Genomic DNA, 14,057 nt, shown 5'->3' on the forward strand with positions numbered 1-14,057 from the left:
CTATGGCAGCATCAAAATCGAAGACGCGTACCGCTGGCCAATCATACAGTCGTCAAGCCCTGATCTGGCTAGTCGCGACGTTACTATTAGGTGTTGTGACAGCGTTAGTCTGGATGCTAAGCCAAACGCCAGCGATGGGTGCCAAAATTGAAAACGAACCAGTATCAGCACCGCAAATGTTGGCTGATGAGTTTGAGCAACCATTAAAAATCGAGTCGCTTCACGAGCTGGATACCGATGTACAGCCGATTAGTTTTGATACGACTGTCCGTGACTTGCGTAATTATCCTGACGAGTTTAAAGACAAGCGCTATCTACTTGCCAACAAGGGTAAGTGGACCGTGCAGGTGATGAATGTCGCTGAAAATGACGTGATTGTCAGCTATTTAGAAGGCCGTGAAGATCGTGATAAGTTCGCTTATTTCCGCTATCTTGATAGTGAAAATCAAGTCCGTTATATGCTGACTTACGGAATCATGAGTAGTCCACAGGAGGCCGTTGGGGCAACAAAGCTCACAGATTTTAAACTGCCTGCCAATGTACGTGTGCTACCGGAGGAAATCAATCGATACGTAAGTATTATCGATAACTACGAGCGTCCTGATCCAGTAAAAGACTTAAGTACGAAGCGCACGCGCGCTGTCAATCTAAAACCGACTAAGCGTGAAATACCAGTACGTCAGCAAGCGCAAGCAGTCAACAATACGGCTAATGAGCAAGAAGCCGCTAACACTAATACGAGTCGCGATAGTCAACGTTCCTCTAACGATAGCGCCCCAGTAGAAAGCATCCGTCAATCTGCAGATACCTCTGAAACATTATCTGTCACAGAAGAGCGCACAGTTGGTAATGAGCCACAATCAACTGATGAGGCATCAAGTCAAACGCAAAGTAATACCAATAACTCCAAGCAGGAAAATAAAAAGCCGTCAACAGCAGGTGCAGATAATAGCACCGCTAAAAAACCACCCGCTGTACCTGCGCCAAAACCGCCCAATACGAGCAACAATGGGGCAAATAGTAATGCAAATGCACCTAAAAATAATAATGCACCTAAAAATAATAATGCGCCTAAAAATAATAATGCGCCTAAAAATAATAGTGACAGTATCAAGTCGTTAATAGAGGACAAAAGCAACTGATACGCATTTTCTGTTATTGAAAACCCCACTAGCTAATTGGTTAGTGGGGTTTTTTTATACTTCGTTTTTTTAATATATTAGTGGCTACTGTCGCTATTTTGGGGCAAAGTATTCAAGGTAGACAGATATCATCCATTGCCTCAGGTAACCCTAACATAGGCGCTTTATATTATATTTCTAATAGGTTTTTAATCGTCCTATAACCAATAGTAATGAGACCATATACAAATTATGGCTGATGAATCGATAGAAAAGACTAGATTTTTTGTGAATCATTAACTAATATAACTGTGGGCGACGTTCTGTATAGTTATCGTAAAAAACTATTGTTAAACAAGCATTTAGTGATAGATCTATCATTTATAGAGTTTATTACTGAAATTTGTTGTCTCAAGCGCGGCTACTTATAACCGACATCAAGATCATTGTAAGTGACGCAACCTCTCTTATTGTCACTCTTTTTAGAGTGAATAAGGCGCTTGAATACAGAGCGTCAGATATTCAAGACGAACCACATGCACGATTATTAAATGGTTGGATGTCCAGCTCTCATTGCTAGATATAACGACATAACACACGATGCTTAAACGAACGACATAACGTATTACTGATTGGGCAATTGGCATTTGGGGGTATAAATTACTCTGTTTCAAAGGGCTGCCATTCACTGTCTTTAATATATGACGCATATGTCACGACATTACTTAATGACTAAGAGGGTCAAAGGGTTACTTGCTTTTATAGCATGATGTTGATTGAGCCTCGCACCATTTACTAATTCAACTATCCGAATATCCACTATCAGCCCGTTCTGCTTACGGGTACCAGCTTATGCTCCGCATTGGAGATGTAAGTTGCCCGTCTACTTAAAAGGACAAGCTATGTCAATGATTTCCTCGCAAACACACCTGGCCACGCCAGATGATTTTTCTGATAATTGCGGTTTTGGTCTAATTGCTCATATTAAGGGTGAAGCCAGCCATAATTTGGTAAAAACCGCCATTCATAGTTTAAGTTGCATGACACATCGTGGTGGTGTGGCGGCAGATGGTAGAACTGGTGATGGTTGCGGTCTACTATTAGCGACGCCTACCGACTTCTTTAAACAGATCGCTGATGAGCAGCAATTCGCAATCACAGACAACTTTGCTGTTGGTATGGTGTTCGTCAATTTGGATGATGGTAAAGCCAAGCATAGCCAGCAAGTATTGAGCGATGAGATTACCGCTCAAGGATTAGAAGTCGCTGGCTGGCGTGATGTGCCACTTGATTTGAGTATTGTGGGTGAGATCGGCCGTGAGACATTACCAGATTTTAAGCAGGTATTTGTCAATGCGCCAGATGACTTGGCTGCTGAAGATTTCAACCGTAAGCTGTTTGTTGCACGCAAAAAAGCAGAGCAGCGCCTGACAGATGACGAGCTGTTTTATGTATGTTCATTAAGCTGCCAGACCATTATTTATAAAGGTCTGGTCATGCCATCAGACCTGCCAGCATTTTTCTTGGATCTTCAAGACGAGCGCTTGGCGTCACATATCGTGGTTTTCCATCAGCGTTTCTCCACCAATACTTTGCCGCGTTGGCCATTGGCACAGCCGTTCCGTTATCTGGCTCATAATGGTGAATTGAATACCATTACAGGTAACCGCAACTGGTCTAAAGCACGCACGCCAAAGCTCAAATCAGACAAACTGCCGAACTTGAATGAATTGACGCCGCTTGTAAACAGTACAGGTTCTGACTCATCAAGCCTAGATAACATGCTTGAAGTGCTAATGTCTGGTGGTATGAATTTGTTCCATGCGATGTCGATTTTGGTGCCACCAGCGTGGCAGAACGTCGATAGCATGGATATGGATTTGCGAGCGTTTTATGAGTTTTACTCGCAGCATATGGAAGCGTGGGATGGTCCTGCAGGGCTTGTGATCCAAGATGGACGCTATGCTGTCTGTATGCTCGATAGAAACGGTCTGCGTCCGTCACGTTGGGTGACCACCAAGAACGGTTATATCACGGTTGCATCAGAGGTTGGTGTTTGGGACTACTCACCACAAGATGTGTTGGCAAAAGGTCGTGTCGGCCCAGGTCAAATGCTGGTTATTGATACGTTGACAGGTCAAGTGATGGATACGACTGCTGTTGCAACGTTGCTGAAAAATGCGCATCCGTATCGAAAGTGGCTGCGTGAAGAAGCGACACGTGTCCGTGATGATGAGCGCTTAGAAGAAACCTTAGCAGCGCAAGCGTGCCGTGGCGATAAGCTAAAAGCTTTACAAAAGATGTATCACATCACCAATGAAGAGCGTACAGAGATTATTCGTCCTAATGCTGAAAACGGCCAAGAGCCCGTCGGCTCTATGGGTGATGATACGCCGATGGCTGTACTATCGCAGCAGATACGTCATGTGGGTGATTTTTTCCGGCAGCAATTTGCACAGGTGACCAACCCGCCAATTGATCCATTACGTGAATCAATCGTGATGTCACTACAAACTTGCCTAGGTGCTGAGACTAATGTGTTTGCGCCATCAGCAAGAGATGCTCACCGTATTATTTTGTCATCACCAGTCTTGTCAGCCAGCAAGATGCAGCAGCTTGAAACCTTGGATGATCCAGCATTCAAGATGGCTCGTATCGATCTGAACTATGACCGTACTTTAGAGTTATCTGATGCTATCGTTGCTATTTGCGAAGAAGTGGCAGATAAAATCCGTTCGGGCAATACCTTGATCGTACTGTCTGATAAAGAGATCGATGCAGAAAAAGTACCTGCCAATGCCATCATGGTCACAGGAGCCGTACATCATTATCTGATTGCAGAAGGTATCCGTACCGATGCTAACTTGGTGATTGAGACAGGTCTTGCACGCGATTCGCATCAAGTCGCGGTATTGATCGGGTTTGGTGCAACTTGTGTGTATCCATATCTGGCATATGATGTCATCGATGACTTGGTGGCGACTGGTGAGTTGCTTGGTGATCCGATTCAAGCTCGCGTTAATTTCCGCAAAGGCTTGGATAAAGGTTTGCTAAAAATCTTATCAAAAATGGGTATCTCTACCATTGTGTCGTATCGCGGTGCGCAGCTGTTTGAAGCAGTTGGTCTGTCTGAAGAGGTCGTGAGCCTATGTTTTAAAGGCGTACAAAGCCGTATCAAAGGCGCTACCTTTGCAGATCTTGCCGCTGACCAAGCGCAACTGGCTGCCAACGCATTTAAGCGTCGTGCGCCACTAGATCAGGGCGGTTTGCTCAAATTTGTCTTCAATAAAGAGTACCATGCCTTTAACCCTGACGTGATCAACAGCCTGCATACGGCAGTACGTACGGGCGATTATGAGAATTATCAGAATTATGCCAATCTAGTCAATAGCCGCCCAGTGGCGACCTTACGTGACTTGTTGCAATTAAAGACTGACAACAGTATCGATGTCGATGATGTTGAGGATATCTCTGAGATTTTGACGCGTTTTGACTCAGCAGGCATGTCACTAGGTGCGCTGTCTCCTGAGGCGCATGAGTCAATTGCGATGGCGATGAATACTATCGGTGGACGTTCAAACTCTGGTGAGGGCGGTGAAGATCCTGCGCGTTATGGCACGTTGCGTAACTCAAAGATCAAGCAAGTGGCCTCTGGTCGTTTCGGCGTGACACCTGCATATCTGCGCTCAGCAGAAGTCATGCAGATTAAGGTCGCTCAAGGCGCAAAACCGGGCGAGGGTGGTCAGCTACCTGGTGGTAAAGTGAATGCGCTGATTGCGCGCTTGCGTTATTCGGTGCCAGGCGTGACCTTGATTTCACCGCCGCCGCATCACGATATTTACTCTATCGAAGATTTGGCGCAGCTGATTTTTGATTTGAAGCAAGTCAATCCAGATGCATTGGTATCGGTTAAATTGGTGTCGCGTCCGGGTGTTGGTACGATCGCGACAGGCGTTGCAAAAGCCTATGCCGATTTGATTACGATCTCAGGTTATGATGGTGGTACAGCAGCATCTCCGCTATCGTCTATCCATCATGCAGGCTCGCCATGGGAGCTAGGTCTGGCTGAAACCCATCAGTCTCTACGAGTGAATGGATTACGTGATAAGGTACGTGTTCAGACCGATGGTGGTTTAAAAACAGGACTGGATGTCGTCAAGGCTGCCATTCTTGGTGCAGAGAGCTTTGGCTTTGGTACTACGCCGATGATTGCGGTTGGTTGTAAGTACCTTCGTATCTGTCATTTAAATAATTGTCCAACAGGGGTTGCTACCCAAAAAGCCAAGCTACGCGATGAGCATTTCATTGGCGAAGCAGAAATGCTGATTAACTTCTTTAAATTTGTGGCGACTGAAACACGTGAATGGTTAGCAGCGCTAGGTGTTCGTAGTATGGAAGAGCTGGTCGGTCGTACTGACTTGCTAGATATCTTAGAAGGTAATACGGACAAGCAGCGTCATCTTGATTTAACGCCATTGCTATTTAGTCACCCAGCCAGTGTGGGCAAAGCTCAAACGTGTCAGGTGGAGCGTAACGAGCCGTTTGATAAAGGCTTGCTCGCTGAGCAGATGATTCGCGATATGCTCGTTAATATTCGCCAAGGCTCAGGCGGCGATTATAGCTATTTCGTTGGCAACTGTGACCGCTCTATTGGTGCTCGTATCTCTGGTGAGATTGCGCAAGTATGGGGCAACCTTGGCATGAGCGATATGCCGATCAAGCTTCGCCTGACAGGTACTGCAGGGCAAAGTTTAGGCGTGTGGAATGCTGGCGGCTTAAATATCGAGCTTGAAGGCGATGCCAATGACTATGTGGGTAAAGGCATGGCTGGCGGTGAGATTGTCATTTATCCACCTAAAGACTCAAACTTTACCGCACAAGAAACCGCCATCATCGGTAATACTTGTCTATATGGTGCAACGGGCGGTAAGTTATATGCTGCTGGGACCGCAGGTGAGCGTTTTGGCGTCCGTAACTCTGGTGCGCATGCAGTCATCGAGGGTACAGGTGACCATTGCTGTGAATATATGACGGGCGGTAACGTCACGATTCTTGGCCGTACTGGGCTCAACTTCGGCGCTGGTATGACGGGTGGTTTTGCTTATGTACTCGACATGGAAGGTGACTTCTTTGATCGCTGCAATCATGAACTGATCGATCTCAACCGTATCTCAAGCGAGCAAACAGAAGAGCATCGCATTCACTTACAACAAGTGATTGAAGCTCATGTAGATAAAACAGGCAGTGCGTGGGGTCAGACGATATTGGACGACTTTGAGCACTATGTTCGTAAATTCTATTTGGTGAAGCCAAAAGCGGCGAACATTGCAAGTCTTCTTAAAACTACCATGGCCGACCCACAATAGCCGATTTGTCATTGTCGGTCGTGTCAATCGATTGTCTTAAGAGATCGTATTGAGGAATCGACAATGACTTTAATTAGGGTAGCCAGCGTTCCGTTTTTAGAGACGTTTTAACTCACAGGTTTTCAGCAGGTACGTGACAGCAGTGATATATGTCTTAGATTTTAGACAAACAACACATCGCATGACTGTCGCCACCCACTGCAAAAGAGCCTTATATAAAAGAGATAGCACCATGGCAAAACGCTTAGAAAATAACTTCCAGTTTTTAGATGTACCGAGATTTGATCCAACCAAAAAAGACATTGCAACGCGCTCAACAGAGTTTGTTGAGATTTATAAACCTTTTGAAAACGAAGCTGTTGCTCAGCAAGCGCATCGTTGTCTTGAGTGTGGTAACCCGTACTGCGAGTGGAAATGCCCAGTACACAACTATATTCCTAACTGGCTAAAGTTGGCGACAGAAGGACAGATATTCCAAGCGGCTGAATTATGCCATCGCACCAATACCTTGCCTGAAGTATGCGGACGAGTTTGCCCGCAAGACCGTTTGTGTGAAGGCGCTTGTACATTGAACGATGGCTTTGGGGCAGTGACCATTGGTAATGTCGAGAAATATATCAACGATACCGCGTTTGCACTTGGCTGGCGCCCAGATATGTCTGAAGTTGTTTGGACAGACAAAAAAGTTGCTATCATTGGCGCAGGACCAGCAGGTCTTGGTTGCGCAGATATCTTGGTCAGAAATGGTGTCAAGCCTGTCGTCTTTGACAAACGTCCTGAGATTGGTGGCTTATTAACTTTTGGTATTCCTGAGTTCAAAATGGAAAAAGACGTCATGCGTAACCGCCGTGTCATCTTTGAAGACATGGGTATGGAATTTCGCTTAGAGACAGAGATCGGTACAGACGTCACCATTGATGAGCTATTGGCTGAGTATGACGCGGTCTTTATGGGTATGGGTACATATACCTATATGCGTGGCGGCTTCGCTGGTGAAGAGTTGACAGGCGTCTACGATGCGCTAGATTACCTGATTGCCAACGTCAATCGTTGTAATGACTGGGAAAAAGATGCCGAAGAGTACATCGACCTTAAAGGCAAAAGAGTTGTCGTACTAGGAGGTGGTGACACAGCGATGGACTGTAACCGTACCAGTATTCGTCAAGGTGCTGAAAAAGTCGTCTGTGCTTATCGCCGTGATGAAGAAAATATGCCTGGCTCACGCCGCGAAGTAGTCAATGCTCGTGAGGAAGGGGTTGAGTTTTTATTCAACCGCCAGCCTACTGAAATCATTGGCTTAAACGGCAAGGTCAATGGGGTGAAAGTAGTCACGACGCACTTGGGTGCGCCAGATAACCGCGGACGTCAGCGTCCTGAGCCGATTCCTAATTCTGAAGAGATTATCCCATGTGATGCCGTGATTATGGCATTTGGCTTTAGACCAAGTCCTGCTGATTGGTTCGAGTCGCAGCAAGTGGCAATGGACAGCTCTGGTCGAGTGTTGGCTGCAGAAAAACAAACCTTTAAATTCCAAACGCAGAATCCCAAAATTTTTGCAGGTGGTGATATGGTACGTGGCTCTGATTTGGTCGTGACGGCTATTTGGGAAGGCCGCGAAGCAGCAGAAGGTATACTAGACTTTCTAGAAGTATAATTACCTCGATTTAGATTCCACGATTTATTAGTGGTTTGTGATGTAAACGTCTTTTGTCTTCTAATAGTCAAAAGGCGTTTTTTTTTGAGTGATGCTTGGTAAATCGAGGCTCGACTACTAGCATGTTTTTGCGTACCCTATATGCTTTATCGTTTACCTCATTTATCCACTAAAACTCGTTTATTCACTAAAAAGAGTAGCCTTGCGTGAAATCAACCCTTTACCAGCTTATTACTGCTCCATTTACTGAGCCTTATGTTCGCTATCAACATGCCGACGTCTTGCACGCCATTCGCTTAGGAACGGCTGTCATACTGGCGCTACTGGCCAATAAACTCACCAACCTGCCGCATGGTGAGTGGACCACCATTACGGTTTTTATTATCTTGGGATTATTGCAGTATCAAGGCGCTATCTATACCAAAGCCAAAGAGCGTGTCTTAGGTACTCTATTAGGCATAGGTACGGCCCTTGGGGTGCTGTGGTTCATTCAAAATGCAGGTGCATGGCTATGGATCGATTATGCACTTATCGGTATATTAAGCGGCATCATTGGCTATTTAGCCGTCAGAAAGCTCGGATATACAGGGTTGCTAACGGGTATCACTATGTTGATGATTGTCTCTGACTTGGGTCACAACAGCATCGGTCAAGATGGCATCTACCGCGCGCTAAATATCTTACTGGGTACAGGTGTTTCGGTAGCAGTGACGCTGATTTTACCGCTCAAATCAACGTTGATGTGGCGGTTTTTATTGAGCAGTAATCTTGACGCTTGTAGCAGTCTCTATGCTGGCGTGGGTCATCATATTGATGCAGCGGATGGGTTAATGGACAATGCTACTCAAAAATCAAACCCAATCGCCTTTCCTATTAAAGAAGTACCCGTTGATAGGAAGTTGGTAACAGCGCTACAGCAGATCAACAAACGCCTGCTGGCTGTGCGTCCACATATCGCTGCGACAGCAAGTGAGTCAGGAATCGAAAAAGAGACGCTAGAGACAATTCAGCGTACCCATCGTAATATTATCGGAACGATTGATTTATTATTAAGCGCTGCTCCGCGTTTGGCGAATATCGAAATTGATGAAGAAAACCATGTGTTACTGATGCATTATCAGCACGAATTGACGCAAGCCATGCAGCATATGGCGGCGGTACTCCGAAGTCCAAGTGATGAAGTGTTTCGCCCGATTACTCGTATTGCTGTGTCAGAATATCCAAGTGTGCAGCACTTAGCATTTGAGTGGCAGGGGTATTTTTGGTTAACACAGACGTTGCAAACCCAGTTGCAGCAATTGAGTGATCTGTTACAAACCTCTAAGCCACACTGGTTTGCTGCATCTGGGCTGGGTTATCAGCGCCGTGAGCAGCGCCGGATGAAAGAGCAGGGCGGCGAGACAGATTTGCATTTATAACGCACAAAAAACGCTGACCATTTAGGATCAGCGTTTTTTCTTAAAGATTTACTTTATTTTAAAGGTATTAAACCATGGCTATTAGCGCCCCGTTTTTAGCTTATCCCAGTATTGTTGATACACTTGTAGTGCTTCATCGCCCACATCTTCTTGGAATTCCGCTTTGGCTAACACGTCTTTAGATGGGTAAATCGTTGGATTGTTGCGAACGCTTTCATCCATCAGCTCTCGTGCTGCCTGGTTTGGTGAGGCATAACCAATTTCTTCACTCACGATTTTGGCGTTTTCAGGACGCAATAAGTAATCAATAAATTTATGTGCTGCATCAACCTGTTTGGCATTTTTTGGAATGACAAAGTTGTCCATCCACAAGATAGCGCCTTCAGTTGGGTATTTATAAGCTAGGCTCGTTAGACCTTCGTCATTCGCCATGACTGCTTCGCCATTCCACGTCATGCCAAGAGACGTCTCACCTTCGATGTACGGCATACGTGTCGCATCAGAGTTAAACGTTTTGACGTTTGGCATTAACGTTGTAAGCTTGTCGTAAGCCGCTTTGATTTCATCAGGATTGCTACTGTTGCCCGAGTAGCCTAGCGTCAGTAACGCCATACCGAACACTTCACGCACATCGTTGGTAAGCATCACCTGACCTTTGTACTTAGGATCCCATAGGTCGTTCCAGCTATTCACAGTTGCAGGATCGACACTATCGCCATTGATCGCAAGACCGGTGCTACCCCACATGTACGGTATAGAGTATTTATTGTCAGGATCGACTTTGGTGTTGGTAAATGACGTATCGAGGTTTTTAAAGTTACTTAATTTAGACTTATCTAACTCTTGCAGTAACCCTTCTTTGGCCATTTTTTCGACATAATAAGTCGATGGAATGGCCAAATCATACTGGCTAGAATCATCAAGCAATTTGAGTTTGGCGTACATGGCTTCGTTGGAATCAAACGTTGTGTAATTGACCGTGATACCAGTTTCTTCCTCAAAACCATCCAAAATCTCTTGTGGCATGTACTCTGACCAGTTATACAGATTAAGCGTCTCATTGCTCGCAGCAGCGCTAGCATCTGCCGCATTGTCAGAATTGCTACAGCTGGATAATGCCAAGCCAACAGTGGCTGCTAGTAATGCTTTTGGCAGCATACGTCCAAAGCGTGCCGGGCTGCTTGAATGGAACGATGATAAATGGGTCAAAATACCTCTCCTAAATAAAGACAATTCAAATCAAAGATGCGGATAAAAATGATAAGGCAATTAATGCCTAATGTCGCTAATAACACTATTATGGTTATCACTTTGCACAATTTAAAGGGCTATTACTAAGACAATATGTCGTAATGCGCATACATAGCGCTCATGAGACAAATCAAATTTGTCATAACAGCTGATTTGAACACAGATGATAATCAGTCGAATTTCTAAAAAACTGCTCACAAGGTGCTGGGCAATGAGGTGATATAACCATGCTACTATAAACGTAGGCTCAAGCGCAAAATCGCAAAAAGCACTTGGCTCTCAATGAACCATACCACAATAATAAAGGATACCGCGTGATGACTCAAAGTACCTCTACTAACAGACCTGTCGCTATACCAGCATTACTTACGGACAAAGTCGCCATCGTCACTGGCGCCAGTCGTGGACTTGGTGCACAAATTGCTCAGCAAATGGCAACAGCTGGCGCAATCGTTTGTGTCAATTACCTCAACAGTAAAGAGGCGGCTGAGACGGTAGTGGCTGATATCATGGCAGCAGGCGGGCAGGCGTTCGTATATCAGGCGGATGTCACCAAGCTTGAGCAGGTAAAGGCCATGGCGGCTGAAGTTATTAGCCGTCATGGTCGTATCGATATTGTGGTCAATAATGCATTGCCACACTATCAATTTGACCCTAGTGCTGACAATACTAGCATCGAGACCGTGCAGTGGGCGCATTTTTCTCAGCAAATCGACGGTATCGTCAAAGGCGCGGTCAACACTGTACAAGCGGTATTGCCACAGATGAAAGCGCAGCAGATGGGTAAAATCATTAATATCTCAACCAACCTTGTCTACAATCCTGTCGTGACTTATTATGACTATACGACCGCCAAATCGGCGCTGCTGGGGCTCACGCGCAATCTAGCTAGCGAGCTTGGTCCGCACGGCATTCGCGTAAACCTATTAGCAGGCGGCCTGTTAAAGACTACCGATGCTAGCAGCCTCACGACTGAGGAAGTCTTTGACTATATCGCTACCACCACGCCGCTGCGTCAAGCCACCTCAGTTGCCGACTTTGCTAACTCTGTACTACTCATGGCGTCTGATTTGAGCGTGGCTATCACCGGTCAGTCCATCGCGGTTGATGGTGGTTTGACGATGCCTTAGCAAAAAGCTAACGGGTACTTGATATAGGCTCAAGCAAGGTTTTTATTTGGTGGACGCGGCAGTGTAGAACTGCTCAAGCACGGCTTGGATACCATACTCTTCAATCGTACCAGTGACAAAATCAGCTCGTTCTATCAGAGCGGGCTGAGCATCCCCCATCGCAACCGCAAACCCCACCAAATCAAACATTTCTAAATCATTCATACCATCGCCAAACGCCATACACTCGCTGACATCGACCGCATAGTATTCGCAGACATCTTTGATGCCGCGCGCTTTTGAAGCATCTACTGGCAAAATATCTGCACCGATTTGATGCCAATGTACCAGCTTTAAATCATACTGCGCAAAATCGATGTCCTGCATTTTATCGAATTGATTATTAAAAAATACTGAGCATTGATAGACGATATTTGACTTGTAATACTCAGGGTCAAGAATAGAGTTGGGTGTGACAGCGTTGAATTCACGCAAACGGTCGTTTTCATCTGACCATGCGATATGAGTAGCAGAGTCAAACTTATGAATCAAGTCGCTCTGCTGGCAAAGACGCACGATTTTATCTGTTTGCTCATCTGACAATGGATAGTGGCTGATTCGGCCCTTTTTATCAAAGCTATACTGTCCATTCATACAAATAATGGCATCCAATATATCTGCATCAAGCAATGCTAAGATATCCTCAGGCAATATGGCCTTGGAGCGCCCAGTTGAAATCACCAGCTTGATATCAGTGTCTGCCAGTTGCTCAAGGGTTGCTTTATTATGTTCGGCAATGACGCCGCTGCGACTCAAGGTATCATCGATATCGAAAAAGATGATTTTAGGTGTAGAAACTTTGGTATTCATACTTTCTTGAGCAATTTTATCTTCGATAAACATGATGATCCTCTACATTTTAAGCGCTGCTACTAAAGGTAATAGTAGCTGATTACTAATGCCTGAGCGACTTTATTATTCGTCTTATCCTACAGGCTCATTAGCCAAAAATGAGGATGGTTTTGACTAGGTTGTGTAACGCATGGGTCTTACGCTATTCACTTTGATGATTCATAAAATTGCTAACGTATTACCGAAGATACCGTTGATATTCTATGTTTAGACTATATATAGACTACACTTAAATTAAATATTTTTTAGTTCATCTAATGAATTTTATCTAATAAATTACTATGTCGTTTTCTGAGCTAAGTTCTTTAAAGAGGGTTTATTGATAACGACTCAAGCACTTATAGAGAAAATTGAATAAGCAAAATAATTTATAGGGACAAGATTATGACTGCTTCTACCCCAAAATCAAATCATGATGCCATAGCAGATAACACGCTCGATGCGTCTATGCCACGTCACCCTGAGAGCCGATTACAATCAGAATGGCTATTTTTGTATGACAAACTGCCACCAGATCAATGGTTCAGTAACGACTATGTTTATAAGACATCGTTTTGGCTAAGTATTCACGCTGACATACGTAAACGCCAACACGTTCTTATCCAAATCAGTGATGCCTATCATGCTGGTGATATTGAATGGTTAGAATACCGCTCACAAATCTCACCACGGATTAATCAATATATTTTTAAATTACATCAGCACCATAATATTGAAGATACAGGCTACTTTCCACAGTTCATGCGCATGTACCCTCAACTAAAAGCAGGGTTTGAGATATTAGATCGTGATCATGTGCATTTAGATACACTACTTAATGAGCTGCAAGTGCTAAATAGCAGGCTAGCATCAAGCAATACTGAAGATAAAGCGCTGGTTGAGCAATTGCATCAGCGCTTAATGGATGCAAGTGAGTTACTGTCGCAACACCTCACTGATGAAGAAGATTTGGTGATTCCTATTTTGGGGTTAAATTAGTGTTATAGCGAAAAATAGTTCAGCTTCATTTTTTATCAGACAAGACTACCGCACTGAATGTATCAAAATCTGTATAGTCGAACCACTATTAAAGTGTTACAGCGTTAGACTCGTTTAGCCTACTACTGTAGTACTTGCACTCGTCTGCCTTGTACCACTTTTAGTATTGATTGACTATAGTACTACGATGTAGCGATAGGAGTATGAGTACGCTATCTTATTGAAACTGCAACGTTGCCTCTCTAGAA

At 44.7% G+C, this 14,057-nt stretch carries 8 protein-coding genes; 6 read left to right on the forward strand and 2 right to left on the reverse strand.

The features are described from left to right. Positions 1-2 precede the first annotated feature (2 nt). From AOT82_RS10480 to AOT82_RS10495, 4 genes are all read left to right on the forward strand, one after another. Positions 3-1,142, forward strand: a complete 1,140-nt coding sequence (locus AOT82_RS10480) for a hypothetical protein (RefSeq protein ID WP_071002934.1) — start codon at positions 3-5, stop codon at positions 1,140-1,142. An 881-nt stretch (positions 1,143-2,023) separates the two neighbouring features. Further along, the gene (gene gltB, locus AOT82_RS10485) at positions 2,024-6,487 is read left to right on the forward strand and encodes a glutamate synthase large subunit (RefSeq protein WP_071002935.1); all 4,464 of its coding nucleotides are present in this window, start codon (positions 2,024-2,026) and stop codon (positions 6,485-6,487) included. A 232-nt stretch (positions 6,488-6,719) separates the two neighbouring features. Beyond that, entirely contained in the window at positions 6,720-8,141 is a 1,422-nt protein-coding gene (locus AOT82_RS10490) for a glutamate synthase subunit beta (RefSeq protein WP_058024467.1), read from the forward strand. Between the two features lie 206 nt (positions 8,142-8,347). Next, on the forward strand, positions 8,348-9,559 hold the full coding sequence (locus tag AOT82_RS10495) for an FUSC family protein (protein ID WP_071002936.1): 1,212 nt from the start codon (positions 8,348-8,350) through the stop codon (positions 9,557-9,559). Positions 9,560-9,640: 81 nt separating this feature from the next. Here AOT82_RS10495 and AOT82_RS10500 read toward each other — a convergent pair whose 3' ends face one another. Next, a complete protein-coding gene (locus AOT82_RS10500) occupies positions 9,641-10,768 on the reverse strand; it encodes an ABC transporter substrate-binding protein (RefSeq protein WP_071002937.1) in 1,128 nt (375 codons plus the stop codon). A gap of 359 nt (positions 10,769-11,127) precedes the next feature. On the opposite strand from AOT82_RS10500, the gene AOT82_RS10505 reads away from it, so the two are divergent. Next, positions 11,128-11,940 (forward strand): 3-oxoacyl-ACP reductase, encoded by an 813-nt coding sequence (locus tag AOT82_RS10505; protein ID WP_071002938.1) that lies wholly within the window; start codon positions 11,128-11,130, stop codon positions 11,938-11,940. Positions 11,941-11,982: 42 nt separating this feature from the next. Here the strand turns inward: AOT82_RS10505 and AOT82_RS10510 are convergent, their stop codons facing one another. Beyond that, positions 11,983-12,822: a Cof-type HAD-IIB family hydrolase gene (locus AOT82_RS10510; RefSeq protein ID WP_083328928.1), complete on the reverse strand. Its 840-nt coding sequence runs from the start codon at positions 12,820-12,822 to the stop codon at positions 11,983-11,985. 393 nt (positions 12,823-13,215) lie between these two features. Between AOT82_RS10510 and AOT82_RS10515 the strand changes: the two genes are divergently transcribed. Next, entirely contained in the window at positions 13,216-13,809 is a 594-nt protein-coding gene (locus AOT82_RS10515) for a hemerythrin domain-containing protein (RefSeq protein ID WP_083328929.1), read from the forward strand. Positions 13,810-14,057: the final 248 nt, after the last annotated feature.

The sequence above is a fragment of the Psychrobacter sp. AntiMn-1 genome, from assembly GCF_001854065.1.
Classification (GTDB): domain Bacteria; phylum Pseudomonadota; class Gammaproteobacteria; order Pseudomonadales; family Moraxellaceae; genus Psychrobacter; species Psychrobacter pacificensis.